General features: G+C 66.0%; 19 protein-coding genes. 5 read left to right on the top strand and 14 right to left on the bottom strand.

What is annotated here, in order from left to right; genetic code table 11:
- Positions 1 to 65 precede the first annotated feature (65 nt).
- The 10 genes from ABT118_RS02530 to ABT118_RS02485 form a co-directional block, all read right to left on the bottom strand.
- The gene (locus ABT118_RS02530; RefSeq protein ID WP_350644363.1) at positions 66 to 377 is read right to left on the bottom strand and encodes a hypothetical protein; all 312 of its coding nucleotides are present in this window, start codon (positions 375 to 377) and stop codon (positions 66 to 68) included.
- A gap of 52 nt (positions 378 to 429) precedes the next feature.
- The gene (locus tag ABT118_RS02525; protein ID WP_502884453.1) at positions 430 to 993 is read right to left on the bottom strand and encodes a phage tail tube protein; all 564 of its coding nucleotides are present in this window, start codon (positions 991 to 993) and stop codon (positions 430 to 432) included.
- Between the two features lie 589 nt (positions 994 to 1,582).
- Positions 1,583 to 1,966, bottom strand: a complete 384-nt coding sequence (locus tag ABT118_RS02520; protein WP_350644360.1) for a hypothetical protein — start codon at positions 1,964 to 1,966, stop codon at positions 1,583 to 1,585.
- A 16-nt stretch (positions 1,967 to 1,982) separates the two neighbouring features.
- Entirely contained in the window at positions 1,983 to 2,246 is a 264-nt protein-coding gene (locus tag ABT118_RS02515; RefSeq protein WP_350644358.1) for a hypothetical protein, read from the bottom strand.
- Positions 2,243 to 2,587 carry a hypothetical protein gene (locus tag ABT118_RS02510; protein WP_350644357.1) on the bottom strand — a complete coding sequence of 115 codons (345 nt, stop codon included), beginning with the start codon at positions 2,585 to 2,587 and terminating at the stop codon, positions 2,243 to 2,245. The genes ABT118_RS02515 and ABT118_RS02510 overlap by 4 nt, the downstream gene beginning before the upstream one ends.
- Positions 2,584 to 3,126 (bottom strand): hypothetical protein, encoded by a 543-nt coding sequence (locus ABT118_RS02505; RefSeq protein WP_350645088.1) that lies wholly within the window; start codon positions 3,124 to 3,126, stop codon positions 2,584 to 2,586. Before ABT118_RS02505 ends, ABT118_RS02510 begins: the two co-directional genes overlap by 4 nt.
- 191 nt (positions 3,127 to 3,317) lie before the next feature.
- Positions 3,318 to 4,274 (bottom strand): major capsid protein, encoded by a 957-nt coding sequence (locus ABT118_RS02500; RefSeq protein ID WP_350644356.1) that lies wholly within the window; start codon positions 4,272 to 4,274, stop codon positions 3,318 to 3,320.
- A gap of 71 nt (positions 4,275 to 4,345) precedes the next feature.
- Positions 4,346 to 4,894: a hypothetical protein gene (locus ABT118_RS02495; protein ID WP_350644354.1), complete on the bottom strand. Its 549-nt coding sequence runs from the start codon at positions 4,892 to 4,894 to the stop codon at positions 4,346 to 4,348.
- A gap of 9 nt (positions 4,895 to 4,903) precedes the next feature.
- Complete coding sequence (locus tag ABT118_RS02490; protein WP_350644353.1) at positions 4,904 to 5,902, bottom strand: VG15 protein; 999 nt, start codon at positions 5,900 to 5,902, stop codon at positions 4,904 to 4,906.
- Positions 5,902 to 7,320, bottom strand: a complete 1,419-nt coding sequence (locus ABT118_RS02485) for a phage portal protein (protein ID WP_350644352.1) — start codon at positions 7,318 to 7,320, stop codon at positions 5,902 to 5,904. The genes ABT118_RS02490 and ABT118_RS02485 overlap by 1 nt, the downstream gene beginning before the upstream one ends.
- 158 nt (positions 7,321 to 7,478) lie before the next feature.
- Between ABT118_RS02485 and ABT118_RS02480 the strand changes: the two genes are divergently transcribed.
- The gene (locus ABT118_RS02480) at positions 7,479 to 7,715 is read left to right on the top strand and encodes a hypothetical protein (RefSeq protein WP_350644351.1); all 237 of its coding nucleotides are present in this window, start codon (positions 7,479 to 7,481) and stop codon (positions 7,713 to 7,715) included.
- On the opposite strand, the gene ABT118_RS02475 is transcribed toward ABT118_RS02480, so the two are convergent.
- On the bottom strand, positions 7,712 to 9,160 hold the full coding sequence (locus ABT118_RS02475) for a terminase large subunit (RefSeq protein ID WP_350644350.1): 1,449 nt from the start codon (positions 9,158 to 9,160) through the stop codon (positions 7,712 to 7,714). The genes ABT118_RS02480 and ABT118_RS02475 overlap by 4 nt on opposite strands.
- A gap of 229 nt (positions 9,161 to 9,389) precedes the next feature.
- Complete coding sequence (locus ABT118_RS02470) at positions 9,390 to 9,887, bottom strand: phage terminase small subunit P27 family (protein WP_350644349.1); 498 nt, start codon at positions 9,885 to 9,887, stop codon at positions 9,390 to 9,392.
- Between the two features lie 551 nt (positions 9,888 to 10,438).
- Here ABT118_RS02470 and ABT118_RS02465 point away from each other — a divergent pair.
- Positions 10,439 to 10,930, top strand: a complete 492-nt coding sequence (locus ABT118_RS02465) for a hypothetical protein (protein WP_350644348.1) — start codon at positions 10,439 to 10,441, stop codon at positions 10,928 to 10,930.
- A 94-nt stretch (positions 10,931 to 11,024) separates the two neighbouring features.
- Here the strand turns inward: ABT118_RS02465 and ABT118_RS02460 are convergent, their stop codons facing one another.
- Positions 11,025 to 11,372 carry an HNH endonuclease gene (locus ABT118_RS02460; protein ID WP_350644347.1) on the bottom strand — a complete coding sequence of 116 codons (348 nt, stop codon included), beginning with the start codon at positions 11,370 to 11,372 and terminating at the stop codon, positions 11,025 to 11,027.
- A gap of 244 nt (positions 11,373 to 11,616) precedes the next feature.
- Between ABT118_RS02460 and ABT118_RS02455 the strand changes: the two genes are divergently transcribed.
- The 3 genes from ABT118_RS02455 (at position 11,617) to ABT118_RS02445 (ending at position 12,752) form a co-directional block, all read left to right on the top strand.
- Positions 11,617 to 11,793, top strand: coding sequence for a hypothetical protein (locus tag ABT118_RS02455; RefSeq protein WP_350644345.1), 177 nt, complete (start codon positions 11,617 to 11,619; stop codon positions 11,791 to 11,793).
- 104 nt (positions 11,794 to 11,897) lie between these two features.
- A complete protein-coding gene (locus tag ABT118_RS02450) occupies positions 11,898 to 12,074 on the top strand; it encodes a hypothetical protein (protein ID WP_350644344.1) in 177 nt (58 codons plus the stop codon).
- Positions 12,075 to 12,374: 300 nt separating this feature from the next.
- The gene (locus ABT118_RS02445) at positions 12,375 to 12,752 is read left to right on the top strand and encodes a hypothetical protein (RefSeq protein ID WP_350644343.1); all 378 of its coding nucleotides are present in this window, start codon (positions 12,375 to 12,377) and stop codon (positions 12,750 to 12,752) included.
- Positions 12,753 to 13,287: 535 nt separating this feature from the next.
- Here ABT118_RS02445 and ABT118_RS02440 read toward each other — a convergent pair.
- Positions 13,288 to 14,898, bottom strand: a complete 1,611-nt coding sequence (locus ABT118_RS02440) for a recombinase family protein (RefSeq protein ID WP_350645087.1) — start codon at positions 14,896 to 14,898, stop codon at positions 13,288 to 13,290.
- Positions 14,899 to 14,912: the final 14 nt, after the last annotated feature.

Here is a 14,912-nt window from a genome sequence, read left to right as displayed (position 1 = left end):
CAGGTCCCGGATATCGGTCCCGTAGTAACGCTGGAAATCGGCTTCTATAGCCTCGCCGTGCTCGGTCAGGAGGCGGGCGAGGGCTCGGGTTCCCCCGGCGTCACGCCCTCGTGCCGCTGCCAGCGGCGAAACAGTTCACCGACCGCGCTAATAGGTACGGGCAGCTTGTCGAAGTCGGCCCACTGGTCAGCGAGACCGGCCCGCAGCAGCGCGACGATATCCGCTGCGGACGGACTCTCCGTGTTCACCTCGGAGAGAATCGCCTTGTCGAGATCACTGGCCGCCGGGAGTACGAACGTGGTCCCGCCGAGAGCGAAACGGAACGGGTCGCGCTTGGCCTCGGCCACCCACACGTCAAGATTGAAAACGTCACTCATGAAAACACCTCACGATCTAGCAGGAACGTTCCTGCCGCAGGGCAGAAACGGGTTACGGTGCCGGAGTGCTGAGCCATGCCGGATCGTCGGAGAACTTGATTGCGACGGTCCCGTCCGCAGCGGGGTAGGCCGTGACCGTCAGCTCGTAGGCGAGCGCTTCGTCACCCTTGTAGGTCAGGTCGCCAACTTCGGTTACCTCACCATCCGGAATCACGATGCGGATATGGCTGGTGCCGTCGACCACATCGAATCCGAACATCCTGCGGTCCGGACCCGGCGCCTTGATTGCGAGCACCGCCTTACCCGAGGTTCCGGTTACCTTCGAGCCTCGGTGGTAAAGCTCCAGCGTGGTTTTGCTGGTCTCGATGGCCGTAAACTTGAACGTCATTTCCGAGGAACTGACGACCTTTCGGACCGTGGCCCCGCCCTGCCACGCCTTGATTTCGGTTGTATCGGCGGCATTGGACTCGGTGATCCCGTCGTCACTGATCCAGCCGATATCGACAGCGGCAGCCGGCCATGCGGTTGTGGCGTCGACCGGGGCCGTAGTTCCCTTCGGCGCGGTGTATGCGGCGCCGGTAATGGCGACGCGCACGGCATTTGCATTTAGGGTCATATATCATCTACTCCTGTAAATTGGCAGTACGCGGCATGCCCTCTTGACTGCGTGGGTAAGCTGCTTCGCATGGATGCGGGGTTGGCCGCCGTGTGCGGCGCACTAGCGGGGTCAGCGACAACAATCGGTGCGGCATTTGCAGCGGGGTGGGCTCAGCAAAAAGGCATAAGAATGAACGCTCGGGCCACACACCTCAAAGAGCGGCGCGAGCCCCGCCATTCCGCCTACATGCATCTGATCTCTGTTGCTTCCGCCGCGCGGGAAAGTTTTTATGCCATCACAGATGAATCCCGTGCAGCGGCACCCGCCATGGAAGAGGAGATGAGAGAGGCATGGGCAGAGGTCGCACTAGTGGGCCCTGATTCGGTAGTGGCCGTCGCAAGCCCAATTTCCAGTCATGTGGGTGTAGCTCTCGGAATTGTGCAGAGAGGGCTTTCCCATGCGCCGGGAGCGCGTGTGCCGTCTGACCTAGAAACCGTCCGACTAATTGGAACGCAGCTTCAGGACTTAATTCAAGATTTCGCAATAGCCGCGCGGGCGGCACTGGATGACGACGGGCTCCAACCCTCCCAGCGCCGTCGCTAGGCCCCTAGAGCACGCGTCCGCGCATGTGGATTTCGACGGCGAACGCGTAACGGGGGCTGCTGGTCTCACTGTCAGGCAGCCATTGCAGGCCCCCGACTTCGGTGATCCGGTAGACGGTAACTTCATCGCGCACGCCCGGAATGGAGTCCATGAGTGCGCGAACCAGGGCGGCGAGATCGTGCGCTTCGGATTCGGTGGCAGCCCACGCATGGATATCGAGGCGGGGCCGGTCGGATACGACGGTCGCCCTGGTCCCGCCGACCCGCTCGACCCGAACAAACTCGGGCGGCCGTGCCATCGGGATGCGAGAGACGACCGGCACGGGTCGGCCGGCTGCCGAAAGCGCGGCCCGCAGGTAGCCCGTGACGACCGCTACGGCGTCCGGCATGAGGATGGTCGGGCGGCTAGTCATTGGCGCCGTCCAGGCCCCGCAACAGGTCGCGCCGGGAGCTCTCGTAATCGGAGTGGCCCCAGTCGTAGTCACCCACTACGGCGGACCGGATTCGCAGGCGGCCCGTTTCCTGGTCCGTCTTGTAAATCCCACCGTTGCCCCCGGCCGAGGCAGCGATCCGGCGCGCGATACGGTCCAGCTCCGCACCGACCCCGGGCAACTTCATGAGGCTGCGGATACCAGCCCTGTTGGCCTTGAAGCGGCGAAAGCGACTCACCCCGCCACCACCACCAAACGGGCCTCGGCGTGATGGATGCGCCCGGCGGATTCCCACCACCGAGCCACTTCGCCGTCCGTCTCCAGCAGGCGCCCGGCGGACAGAACCCGGTCACCGGGGATCAGGTCCAGGTCGACGCCGCGCCGGGTAATCAGGCGCCACCCGGTTGTCACGGCGGGACGATCCCCGTCCGCCTCGGCGGTCGAGTCCGGCTGAACTGCCACACTCCGCACGGTCGTTGCGGTCGCTCGGGTCCAGTCACGTTCGGTGGTCGCGTTGCCGTAGCGATCGAGCCGGTACGGGGCCCGGTAGATCACTACCGTCTGCCGGTACAGGCTCACGTCTGGATCACCACCACGGAGCGGCGCCGGTACCGAGCGAGCTGGTCACGCTCGACCGGGGCGAGTGAGGCCCCGATGGTCTCGGCGGCGTAGGTGACGGACACCCCTCCGGCGGTTTCCTGCCGCAGGTCGGCCGGGTTGGTGATGATCCGGCCGGCAAGCGTCAGAACGATCGCCAGCACGTCGCCTGGCACGCTGCCGTGTCCTGATGTGTAGGTCACCAGGGCCGGACTGTGGGGGTATGGGAGCACCCGCAGGCGGTCACCGTGCAACTCCCACTGCGCGTGCTCCAGCGGGCCGCCCATGACCGTGACGGCGTCGACCGATACGACCGGCCGGAGCGGCAACGTGATCCACCCTGTTCGGGGGTGCAGAAGAACGGTGGTCGCCCGGCGTGCGAAGTCGGTCCGGGCCTCGGTGCGAACCACGGCTGACGCCACGTCAAGCACCGTTGCGGCCCCCGGCGGCATGTCCTCGGGGGCCCGCTGCAACCAGGCGGCCAGCTGGTCCACAGTGGCCAGCGCCGGAAGTGTGGTCATGGTCAACCCCCTCTATTTGCTGGTCAGTTGGGCACCGCACCCGATGCACCGTGTGACGATCCGCTCGGCCCCGTCCTGGTCGAGCACAGGAAAACGCTCAAACCGGGACGGGGCTTCACAGAATTCGTCATGCGGAAGGCGGGGAATCGGTGCCGTTGCGCGCTTACGCGGCGGCATTCCGGGCCCCTTTTCTACTTGGCCAGAACGCCGTTAAGGCGGGCCGCACCCTTGCCACCGAAAACGGCAACGCCGGTGTAGAACTCGATTCGGGTCCGGTAGGACGGCTTGGACTCCAGCTCGCCCAGGTCATAAACCTGAACGCCGCCGTTGGTGAGACCGGTAACGGCCCGGTCGTCCTCGCCCTGACCGAATCGCACGGCGTAGATCGAAGACGCGTCCACGGCAGTTCCCTGCGTCTCGGTCTGCGGGAGGATATCCACGCCCGCCGCATTCTGGCCGGGGTCCAGGAACGAAATCCCGTTGTAGGTCAGCACGCGCTTACCGGTCAGATCCTCCCGCACGATCTCGACACCACCGATACGCCGAGCGGCGCTACGAACCTTCGCGAGAACCTGCCGGTTGGCGTACAGCGCGCCGTTGCCGGCCGTCAGACCCGGGACCGAGGCCACCAGGGAATCCAGCAGGTCAAAGAAGGCGTGCGGGTCCGTGGTGCCGTTGCCGAGTACGGGCGCGCCGTTGGTGCCAGCGGTCAGAACCTGCCCGCCGGTGAGACGCTTGCGCAGGCCGTCGAAGGACTTCGGGTCGGTGGCGATATCGCCATTGAAGAAGGTTTCGGCGAACTTGTAGGAAGCGGCCTTCACCTTCATTCGGGTCTGGATCGCGCGCTGGTCGTTGAGGTTTCCCCGGGTGCGGACGATGAACTTGTCCACGTCGGCGTCACCACCGAGAATGACCAGGCTCTCGGACTTCTGGTTGACCGTGCCGGTGCTCTCGGAGTAGGCGCCGTTAACCGCTCGGAACTCCACACCGGGGAGCGTGGCCTCCTCGTTGTAGGCGTAGGCGTTGCCCTCGATGGTGAGAAACGGGATGCGGTCGAGAATGCTCGACTCCTGCACGAACGTCTCAATGACGCCGCGCTGAAGATCGGTCGTGGAAAGCTTCGCGGCCTCGGCGAGCGAAATAGCCATAAGGTGAATTCCCCCTGTTTGTGGGCATGAAAAAGGGGCCTCTCATTTGAGAAAGCCCCGGAGCTGGCGTCCTACTTCGAGTAAGCCCGGCGCAGGCGGTCGAACGGGCTGGACGGCTCGGGCTCGGCGGCGCGACGCTGACCGGCGCCAACGTCGCCCCACGGTGCGGCCCCCTGCGGCGGAGTGGCCGCAAGGTAGGGCTTGTCCTTGACCAGCTTGTCCAGCGCGGCAGTTACGGCCGCCGGGTCCGCCTTGCCGTTCTGGCCGGCAAGCGTGGACAGGTCGAGCAGGGCAAGCGCGTCGGACGGGTCGGCGAGACGACCAGCGGCGGCAGCGCGTACCTCGGCCCGCAGCAGCTCGGCGGCAAACTCGCTCCGGATCTCGGCCTGTAGCTCGCTTCGCAGAGCCGCCACGTCGGTCCCCTTCTGCGCGGCGTTCGACCGGCGGAGTCGAGCGGCCTCGGCCTCGGCCTCGGTGGCGCGCTGCTCTGCGGCAGCGAGCGCGTCGGCCTGGTCGCCCTGGTCGCCGCTGGCGGGGGCCGGAGTCGGGGCGCCCTTGGCAGGGTCCTCGGGGGTCGGGCCGTTCGGGGTCGGGCCGTTCGGGTTCGGGTTCTCGGGCATGGTGCTCTCCTAGGTGATGTATCCGAATTTCTTGAGCTGTGCGATCTCCAACTCCCGGTCCCCCTTGGCGAGTTGGAAAATGGTTTCCGGCATGAGGCGGCGCTCGGTGGACCGTGCGTACCGTTCTCCGCCCTGCTTCTCATAGGCGGCCCCGATCGCTCGGGCCCCGATCCCTCGGCGGGTGGTCCCCTCGGTGGTCACCAGTGCATCGCCGTTGCGGGTGGCCGCCGTGGCCAATCCCCGCCGTGCATTGACTAGTTGCTCGATATCGGCGCCGTGCTCCATGGCCTTAACCGCAGCGCCGCCGAACCGGCGGTGTCGCTCGGCGGGGGACATAGAGTCGTACAACTCCCGAGCAGTCTTGACCTGGTCCAGCTCCGCAGGGTCATTCCACTGCCGCTCAGACAGCGGACGCATGCCGCAGTCACATTGCGGGTGCCGCTTGAACCCGGTCGAGTACGAGTACGTTCGGCCGGCCAGCACGATGCACCGCGAGCACGCTGGCAGGCTGACAACCCGGACGTACATCACACATGACGACTCAGCCGCCATGGCGACCGACGTAGCCGTACGCGCCGTGTCGGCGATCGTGGTGCCGGTCAGCATCGCCATTTGGGTCATGCCCCGCAGGGCCGCCAGCTCTGGAGCCTCACCGACTGCCAGCGCCCGTGCGGTGGTGATACCGGGCAGGTACAGCAGTGACGCCAGGGATCGGCCGTCCATCGCCATACCGACCAGGGCGGCCGGGTCGAGCACGCCGAGCGGTGCCAGGGTTGCCCCCTGCGCCAACATTGACGCTGCCACGAAAGCCTGTGCCCCGGCTGCTGCGGTTGCCTGTCCGGCCGTCACGGCCCGCAGGATCGCCAACCCCGTCTCGCCCTGTAGGGCCGCCAGGATGCGATCCGGGGACACGTCTCGCCACAGGTCCCCAACTGCCCCAACCACGGCCCGAGTCAGCGCCTGCACTTCCCGGTACCGGGCGTCTGCCAGAGCGGCGGAGTCGGCCATCACGCGCCCTCGGCGGGGTCGTCCTGGTCGCCGCTGGCGGGGGTCGGCTTGGTGCCGAACAGGTCGCCCATGCTGCCCCCGAGAATGGCCGCCGCCTGGTCGGCACGCATGCGCTGCCACCGCTTGATTTCATCCGGCGTGACCCCGGGGATTCGCTCCCACAGGGCCTCATCCGGAACGCCAATCGCCTTGAGCTTGACCAGCGCATCCGAGTACTGAGAGTCCGAACGGAACTGTGGATCGCGCCAAATGACCGAGCCCAGGGCCAGCGACTCGGCACGGCCGGTCTCACCGTTGGCGACCGCTTCGAGCCGCATTACCTCACGGAGAGCGGCACCGAAATGGCGCTGCCTCTCGGTCACCTTGGCCACTAGACCGGCCTCGGATGCGGCGAGCGCGTCGGCCGAGACGTTGATCAGCTGACCGGTCAGGTACGTTGCGGGCGTTCGGGTCTGTGCGGCGATGTGCTGGACAGCGATATCGATGACGTTCGTGTAGTTGGCGAGATCGGCGGCCGAGAATTCGGCGATCGCCGCCCCCTCCTTTTCGAGCCAGAGCAGGCGGTCAGAGCGGAACTTGTCGAGCGGCAGATCCTCCTCGCCGATTACCTCACCGGTTTCGTCAAGGATCTCTCGTACCGGACGGTCCATTCCGAGCACGGCACGCGCGGGCAGGGCGAGACCATCCGAGGCGGTCATCAGGTGAGCCCACAGGGTGTTCACGGCATCCTGTAGCGGCACCACGTTCTGGATCTCGGAACGTGGCGACCCGTACAGCCGGGACCGGTTAGGGAGTTCCACCAGCGGGACGGCACCGAGAGGGTTCGGGATGTGCGCCGGTTCGCTCGGGGAAAGGCCCTCGGTCCGCTCGACCCATTGCCCACCGTCCCGCATCGGTCGCTGCCAGCGGTACACCATGGACGGGAGAAACAGCGTGGCAAACTCGGCCGAGCCGTCATGCCAGACCTTGAGACCGGCGGAACGGACTCGCCGACGCCCCGGGGCGTACTCGACAACAGCACCCGAGGAATGCTCGAAGGTGATTTCGGTATCCTGCCCGTTCGGCCGCCAGACCAGCGCGTAGGAACGTGAGGTGATCAGAGCTTCGAGCAGCGCTAGGCCGATCTCGACATCGCATTCAGCCTTGCGCCACGCTCGGCCGGCTGCCGTATCTATCGAGCCGTCTTCGAGACGGAATCCGAGCGGCATAAGCCTTTCGACGGTCGCGTCCGGGACGACCGAGCACCAGTTATCCGAGAACTCGGTGAACAGCCCACCGGTCTGCGCCGTGAACTCCGGCGACGTGAACAGGAGTGGATGGGTTCCGTCGTAGTAGCGGGACCATTTCTTAGCGGCCGTCTTGCGCCGCTCGATTTTCGCCCGCAGGCGGATGGTCATTTCCAGCGGGGTTTCAGCCACGCCGCACCCCCTTGGGCAAGAAAAAGCCCCGCCCGGTTACGCCCGGACGGGGCTGGATTGGATTCGCCAACACGGAGCGCGCCTCTTAAATAAGCCCCACAGCGATGTATGTAAGCGGCTATTTGACTACCAAAAAGCCTTCCGATACCGTCCTCGGCATGCCTGCTGAATTCACCCCGCATACTGCGGGAGAAGTGACCGAGGAAATCGTCACGCTCGCCTATGAAATCGCAGAGGGTTGGTATCGAGACTGCCGGATCGACTGGGAAGACTTGCTTTACCGGCTCGATGGCAGTGAACTCGCCGACGGTCGGAAGCTCTGGATGCCCGACCAAATGACAGCCCCATCGGTCATCGCCTTACAGCGGGCCGTAAACGGGCTCCGCCGTGGCTAGGCACTGGCCGCACGGGGCCGCTTAAGGGGCCTGCGGACATAGCCGTCAAGGGCCATCACGGCGGCTGCAATGCCGTCGATACGGGCCGAGGATTTGTTCCTGTCCGGCTTGACGGGCCGCATGTTGTCGTTGCCGTCCCGGTAGACCTCGACCACACTGGCGTTCCAGCGCAGGACGGGGTTTCCGCCGTGCTGAATTTGGTTCTCGCGCAGCAGTCGCTCCAGCTCTTTACAGCCCGGCGACATGCCTAGATAGGTCTGCGCGACGGGTACCAGGTCGACCCCTCGGGTTTTCGCCTGTACGCGCTGGACAAGCTGACCGGCGAACATTCGGTCATAGCTGATCCGCTGCACGTCCAGCCGTCGACAGTCCTCGATGATCTGCCGCTCGATGGCCCCGTAATCAATCGCGTCGCCCTCGGTCAGCATCAGCAAACCGTCCTGCACCCACTGCCCCAATGGGACCTGTAGTTGCTGTTCGAGTTCCGCCAGGCGTTCCTCGGGCAACCAAAAACGGGCGATTAGGTCCAACTCGACCCCGGGCGTCCGGGACTCGACAGCGAGCACCCAAGCCGAAAGGTCGGAAACGGCCGACAGGTCGACCCCGCCCCACGCCCGGCGATAGCGGAAAGTCTTCTCGTTGACCTCCCCGGTGTTCTCATCCCAGACCGTAAGCGGAAGCCACCGTGAGGCGGCCCGCATTCGGCGGTTGAGCGACAGCCGGCAGAACGTCGGGAAGTAGGACGGCGTACTCTTGGCCTTGTTCGCCTCACGGCGCATGTACGCCAGCGTCGGCGAGACACCGAGACCAGGATTCGCCTTGTACCAAGTCTCCTCGGCAAAGGGGTCGTCCTTTTCCTCGGCGGCCCAAATGACCCCGTAGTGCCCCGGATCGAAAACCACACCGTCGGCACAGCGCCGAGTGTAGGTGTGTTTCTCATCGTAAATGCTGCCCTCGGTGCCCTCATCAGCAGTCGTGATGAAAACCACCAGCGGCTGATCACGAGCACCGGTGCCAGTTTCAATGGCGTCGATAAGGTCACGACGCTTATGCACGTGGACTTCATCCACCAGCGCGCCGGACACATTCAGACCGTGGGCCGTTTCGGCGATCTTGGAAAGGGCCCGGAATACCCCGCCAGTGCGAGGGACACGAATTACGCCACGGAGTACCTCGACCCGGCCGCGCACGGCGTGAGAGGTGACTGCCATGCGTTTAGCGTCATCGAAAACACGTTCCGCCTGCGGGAGCGAGCCGGCTGCCGCGTAAACCTCGGCACCGATCTCCCGGTCCGCCAGTAGCAGCACCAGGCCGATACCGGATGACAAGGTCGACTTGCCGTTCTTACGCGGAACCTCACACCAGACCGAGCGGATTACCCGCACGGCCCGGCCGAGTTCTTCGTCATAAGTGAGCCACCCGAATACCGGGGCGATCACCCACACGACCTGCCAGGGTGCCAGCTTTAGCCGACTGTTGCCCCAACGGCCTTTCGTATGCTTGAAACTCTCGATGGCCGAGACAGCCCGCCGAGCGGCCTCAACGTCAAAGTAGGCGCCGGGTGCACTCCCTGCCTGTGCGGCGACCACCAGCGGGCGAGAGCGAACGGCCGAGGCTATGTCATCCTCGGAGAGACCGAGTTCCCGCAGGGCCCCGATAGGGACCGGCAGATCATCAGTCGAAAACTCCGTCATCATCGCCCCCGATTTCCGGCGGCGTCAGACGCCCCCGAGCCGAGGGAGACAGCCCGAGTTCACCGATGTAGCGGGCGAGTTGGGAGCGGTACTGCCCCACAATCGTGGTTGCGCCGTTCTTCTGCCACCCGCGCTCGCCCTGCATGAGAATGCCGTTTGCGGAAATCTCCCGCTCGCACTGGTCGATACGGGCGACACACACGCAGTAGTCCGTGAGCGTGGCCGTGTCGACGCTGCCGATACCGGCGACGTGCTCCAGCACCGGAACCACCCGGCGCCACTCCCGCGAGGCCACCAGGCGGCACCTTGCGTTGACGTCGGCCTGGTCGCCCTCGCCCTGGTCGGTGAACAGCTCGACCCAATCGGGCTCGGTCAGTTCAGCCGGCGGGACCGCGACGCCCTCGGGGATCGGCCGCTTGCCCGGATTCCCCTCTCGGATCACCTGTAGTGGCGGCCTGCGCCTGGTCGGATCGGCCATGATCACTCCCTTCTCGGTTCGTCACGCTCCGCGCAAACAGGGCTGGTTGCGGCGCTAGTTTTTTCCCTCCCTGCCGGAAAATGGCAGGTGGGAGAGGGGCCACCCCCCTGGTAAACGTGCAGGTCAGAGCCTTTTCGGCTTCACTCGCTCGGCAGCCCAACCGCCAGGCTGATGAACAGCCGTCTCGCGGTTGTGACACTGCGTGCACAGCGGACGCAAGCGGTGCCACGCGTCAGGGTCAGAGACACCCCGAGCGACCAGTGAGCGGCGTGACTCGGGGAAGTGATCAGCGACCGTCGCTGTCCCGGTACACAGCACGCACCACGGATGCGCGTACAGGTAGGCACGCCTGATGCGTCGCCAGCGGGCGTCATAGCCTCGCTCTGCTGCCGTTCCTCGCTGCTGCTCTGCCTCACGCTGGTGAGCCGGGCAGCGTCCGCCAGTGGTCAGTTCGGGGCACCCCGGGACAGAGCACGGGGGGCGTGGTCTGCGTGGCACGGGGCACCTCCAATCGGGCGTCAGGGTGGGTGCCCGTGGCTATGCTTTTCGCCATGACTAAGCACGAACGCCGGATCACCGAGCCGGCCGCACCATCCCATGGGGTGTTCTCAACTCCGCCTGTCAGCAGGCTTCGAGCCCAGTCGGCGAGCCTGTTGGGTGAGCCCGTGGTGGTGATGATCCAGCCCGACACGATCAGCTTCACCAGCCTGGACGGGAAGCTACTCACAGCGGACACTGTCGAACTGTCGGTGCGTGAGTCCGGCGGGCAACCCCTGGTGCTCCCGCAGACGTTCGGGCCCGAGGTGGCGCCCGGTTGGAAAGCTCGGCTCACCGCCCGGACTGACGAACTGGTGATCCACTACCCGAACGGCCTTGTGTTCTACGACGGGACCATGCCGACGAACGGCCCATGGCTGTCCAAGGTGGCCGCCGCCGGATCTCTCGTCATGGTGACTGGCCCCATGGCTGGGCTGCCGGACATGGAACCGGTCATCCTGGCCGGGCGCGCTATGTGGGTCCGTCTCCCGCTCACCGTTTCCTGACTTCGCTTTGTCGGCCCCGCACTCGCGGGGATGCCCCACCTGAGCAACACCCTCCCCGCATGCGCGGGGGTCTGCTGGCGTGACCTACGGGCCGTCAGAACGGTGTACTGGCCGCCCCGAAGTCCCGTGACGTCTTGCCCTTGTGACAGGGCCTACAGAGCGCTTGGACGTTGCCGTCCGTGTCTTCGCCACCGAGGGCAAGCGGGATGATGTGGTCCACGTCGATGGCACTCGGCGGGAAGTCTTGCCAGCACCATTCACACCGACCCGTGCCGGCTAGTTCGATCCGCTTCCGTAGGCGTGCGGCCCCGTTGTAGGTCCACGCTGCCTGAGCCTGTCTGACACGCCGAGCACGGACCGTCGGACGGCCCTCGTACGCCCCGTGATGAACTTCGCAGCGCCCTCGGTGGGTGGCGGGCTCGGTGCAGTCGATACAGCGCATGTCCCGCCCCTTCCGAGTCGTTAGCAAGTCGTGACTTAAGGCCACGGGGAGGCCATTCCCGTCCCAAGGGGGTAGCGATCCACCACGTGCGAAGCGAGCCGAGTGCGCCGGTCCCACAACGGGCCCCAATGGTGTTGGTAGCGCCGGAAGTTGCTTCCCGCAGTGCATTCTCAGGCCGCTTGGTCGGACCCTCAACTCCACATAGGCTCAAGGCAGTTCAGCCCCAACCCGCTAGGGAGTAGCCATGCCTAGGTCGAAGTTCGTAACGTTCACGGTGGAAATCAAGGTCACCCGCAAGGGCGGGCCGGCATGTTCCCCGGAATCCATCGCCGAGGCAATCGCCGAAGAGTGGGATGGGGCGGAAGTCGAGATCGATGACACGACCCTGTCCGTAGACGTGGTGCACGTCGTCGCGCAGTAGTCGCCCTGGTCGGCAGTAGGGCAACGGGCCACAGCGAGATGTCCGGCCGTGGCCCGTCCTGGCACCCGCCCGTCGTAGTCGGTGGCGGCCCGTAGGCTGCCCGAATGGACCGAAACGAACTGATGGCCGTAGCCGCCAGCATCAGGACCCGCCGAGGCGAGATCAGTGCCGACCTGGCCGAGCTACCCGCACGGTCCCAAGAATGGTTTGCACAGGCTGAGTTCCTGTCAGCGGTCGACACCCTGCTCACGGGTCTGGAGCGGCAGGTAGCAGCTCTGTAGGTCAGTGCCCACCCCCGGACTCGAACCGGGATAACACGCGCCCTGGTGGGCACGCTGCCTGGCCGTTTCGGCTAGGTGGGCTCTGTGTGGCAGGCGAACCGGATCACCCCTGCCTCGGACACCCCGACCACGTCGCCGTCCGGTGCCGTTCCTGGTGGTCCTGGTGGCCCTCGCCGGCTCGGCCGGGTCGGGCAGGGGACCGCACCCAGTTAGTCCCATTCGGTGCGCCCGAGGGCGTCGTTACTAGGGTTGGTGCGGCCCCCGGTCTGAACTGTCAGCGCACGGCGCTAGGTTGGCCGTGTGAATCATGTGATGTGCGATAGCTGTTGGGTGTGCGGTCCCGGACAGCTCGACCCGGAGAACCGCAGCGCCCATCTCGACATGGTGAAGGTGCCACCCGTCACCGAGGGGCCCCGAACCGTTGAACGGTGCTGTTTCTGCTGGTCACCGACCGTGGCGGGCATTCGAGTGCCGCACGACCCCGCTTCGCCAATGCCTGTATGCGAGGGCGTCGCCGGGTACCACTCCGGTGCCCGAGGTGCAGGCGACCCGACCACCACGGACCCCGAAGCGCTCGCGCAGGATGCCGAGCTGGACGCGCCGGATGCCGAGCTGGACGCGCCAAAGTATGACGACACCGACACGTCCGGCCCACGGGTGATCGTGGCCACGCTGTAGGGGCCGAGGGGCCGCACTCGGTCGTCCCGGTCGGTTCGCCCTGGCGGACGCCGGTTCCCGGGCAAGTGCGGCCCCGCTGGTGCTCTGCCTCACGACTCCGGCGGCCACCCCCGAGAGGGTGCGTGGTGCACGGGCAGAGCAGCGAGAGAGAAACGCGGGCACTCGGTCCGCCTGTCCGTCGGTGGGGTGCGCGGTAGTCCCGCAGTCCCTCTCTCGGAAGTAGTAGGGCGGGAGGGATTCCCACCGGACCGCCGCTTCGCGCTGGTCGGTACCTGGTGGGCTCGCTCGCTCCGTACTTGCTTCCGGGAGTAGTAGGGCGGGAGGAATTCCCGTGACGCCGAAGGTGACAGGGGTGGTGGTTAGAGACCAATTTCTAGTTCTCTCTAGGAAACATAGGGAGAAGTGAAAAAAGGGTCCGAACCACCACCCGCACCCCCCTTGCCCGCTGGTGCGCCCGAGGCCGAGCCGGCGGGCACGGAGAAGCCCCGGCCGGGCACAGGGCCAGACCGGGGCTTCTAGGGGCTGTATGGGGCCGTCAGGCAGCCATGGTTAGGGCCTCGGCTTCAAGGCGTGCGTCCTCGGACACCGCCCACCGGATGCTCACCCGCTCGGAGCCCTTGAACCGGCTGCCCATGCCCCTGGGCGCCTTACTGACCACCACGGAGTCAATGGCCAGCCCGAGCAGGTCACGGCGCAACTCCGGGGCGGCCGTCTCCCAGAACTCTGCCGCGTGCCCCTCGGTGAGGAACGTGATGTCCACCCGCCCCCCGCCGGACAGCTCAGCGATGCGCGCTTCGGCAATGTCCATCTGTGCCTCGGCGGCGACCTTGTGCGGGATGCGGTAGCGCGCCGAGCGACCGACATAGAACGTGCCGGACGCGTCATCGGCGTGGAACTTGTCGAGCTTGGCCTGTGCCGCCTTGAGCTCCGCGCGGGCGTCCCGGAGCGCCTGAGTGTCCTCCGGACGGGCAAGGGCCTGCCACCGCTCGGCGACTGCCAGCATGACGTCGTCGTCGTCGGCGGCGTTGTGCAACTGGTCCGCCCACTGCTGGACCACGAACCGCAAAAGGGCGCGGGCGCTCACGGAGACCGGGGCAGGGCAGAGCCCTCCGAGTTTCTGGGTAGTGCACGCGTACGAAGTCCCGCTTAGAGATGCTGCCCGGTTGCACCCGGCACACGTCATTCGACGCGAGAGGGGGTGCGCCGTCCGCCCCTCCGCCCGGGTACGCGGTATGAGCTGGTTACCGGACATGACCCGGCGAGCCCGAGCCGCAAGCTCGGCCGGGATCATCTGATCCACCACGGCCGGCTCAACGCACCGCACGGGCTGCCCGTCGGTGTCGACGTACTGCATTGGCTCATGTGACCCCCCGTGCGCGACTGTCAGCCACCCCTCGTACACCGGGTGGATCACGATTCGGCGGATCTGCGAAACGTTCCACTGTGCCCCCGTGACGGTCCGCAGTCCCTCGCGGTTCATGGCCTTTGCCAGCGCCCGGCCGGAAATCCCGTCGGCGATCTTTCGGAAGATCCGTGACACCACATCCCACGGGCTCACCTCCCGCTGCCCGTCTATCAGGCACAGGTACGGCGCGGTGTCAGGGCGGAGCCGGCGGGTAACGGGGTCGGCCACCACGCCGAACGGGGCCTGGCTGAGCCAACGCCCCTCGTTGCGCTGCTTCGCCTTTGTGCTGCGCACGTTGTAGCTCAGCCGCTCGCTGTACTCGCGGGCAGTCTCGGCCCTGTCAATGATCCACTTGCGGTCGCGCTCCTCCGAGCTATCCAACCGCTCATAGTCGAAGATCACGCGAGCCCGGCCCAAGATGGGTACGACCGCCTCGGCCCCCTTACGGGAGAACCTATCGAGGGCGTACACCCACAGGCACGGCACCTCACCATCGAGAACGGCGGTCATGGCGGCGTCGTACTGCGGGCGTTTCACGTCGGACCAGGCACTCAGGTTCTCGCGCCAGACCTTACGGACGCAGTAGCCGTTTTCCTCGGCCCATGCGCGTCCCCGGTCTTCCTGCGCACGGATGGACAGTGCGCGCTCTCCCTCGCGGACTACCTTCGACTTACGGAGCAACAGGTCAACTTGCGGGCGGCCGTGGCAAGCACACACCCCCGCTGACGTGGTCGATTTCATGCCCTCTGTGGGGA

This window comes from Kitasatospora sp. NPDC002040 (assembly GCF_040296785.1).
In the GTDB taxonomy this organism is placed as follows: Bacteria; Actinomycetota; Actinomycetes; order Streptomycetales; family Streptomycetaceae; genus Kitasatospora.
The sequence above is the reverse complement of the archived record's forward strand: the minus strand, read 5'-3'. Positions and strand labels throughout refer to the sequence as shown.

Coding starts and splice junctions, on each gene's coding strand:
- ABT118_RS02500 (WP_350644356.1), bottom strand. CDS start 4,274: ATGGCTATTTCGCTCGCCGAGGCCGCGAAGCTTTCCACGACCGATCTT.
- ABT118_RS02505 (WP_350645088.1), bottom strand. CDS start 3,126: ATGACCACACTTCCGGCGCTGGCCACTGTGGACCAGCTGGCCGCCTGG.
- ABT118_RS02525 (WP_502884453.1), bottom strand. CDS start 993: ATGACCCTAAATGCAAATGCCGTGCGCGTCGCCATTACCGGCGCCGCA.
- ABT118_RS02460 (WP_350644347.1), bottom strand. CDS start 11,372: ATGCGCTGTATCGACTGCACCGAGCCCGCCACCCACCGAGGGCGCTGC.
- ABT118_RS02495 (WP_350644354.1), bottom strand. CDS start 4,894: ATGCCCGAGAACCCGAACCCGAACGGCCCGACCCCGAACGGCCCGACC.
- ABT118_RS02490 (WP_350644353.1), bottom strand. CDS start 5,902: ATGGCCGACTCCGCCGCTCTGGCAGACGCCCGGTACCGGGAAGTGCAG.
- ABT118_RS02520 (WP_350644360.1), bottom strand. CDS start 1,966: ATGCCGGACGCCGTAGCGGTCGTCACGGGCTACCTGCGGGCCGCGCTT.
- ABT118_RS02470 (WP_350644349.1), bottom strand. CDS start 9,887: ATGGCCGATCCGACCAGGCGCAGGCCGCCACTACAGGTGATCCGAGAG.
- ABT118_RS02450 (WP_350644344.1), top strand. CDS start 11,898: ATGGACCGAAACGAACTGATGGCCGTAGCCGCCAGCATCAGGACCCGC.
- ABT118_RS02455 (WP_350644345.1), top strand. CDS start 11,617: ATGCCTAGGTCGAAGTTCGTAACGTTCACGGTGGAAATCAAGGTCACC.
- ABT118_RS02465 (WP_350644348.1), top strand. CDS start 10,439: ATGACTAAGCACGAACGCCGGATCACCGAGCCGGCCGCACCATCCCAT.
- ABT118_RS02440 (WP_350645087.1), bottom strand. CDS start 14,898: ATGAAATCGACCACGTCAGCGGGGGTGTGTGCTTGCCACGGCCGCCCG.
- ABT118_RS02480 (WP_350644351.1), top strand. CDS start 7,479: ATGCCTGCTGAATTCACCCCGCATACTGCGGGAGAAGTGACCGAGGAA.
- ABT118_RS02530 (WP_350644363.1), bottom strand. CDS start 377: ATGAGTGACGTTTTCAATCTTGACGTGTGGGTGGCCGAGGCCAAGCGC.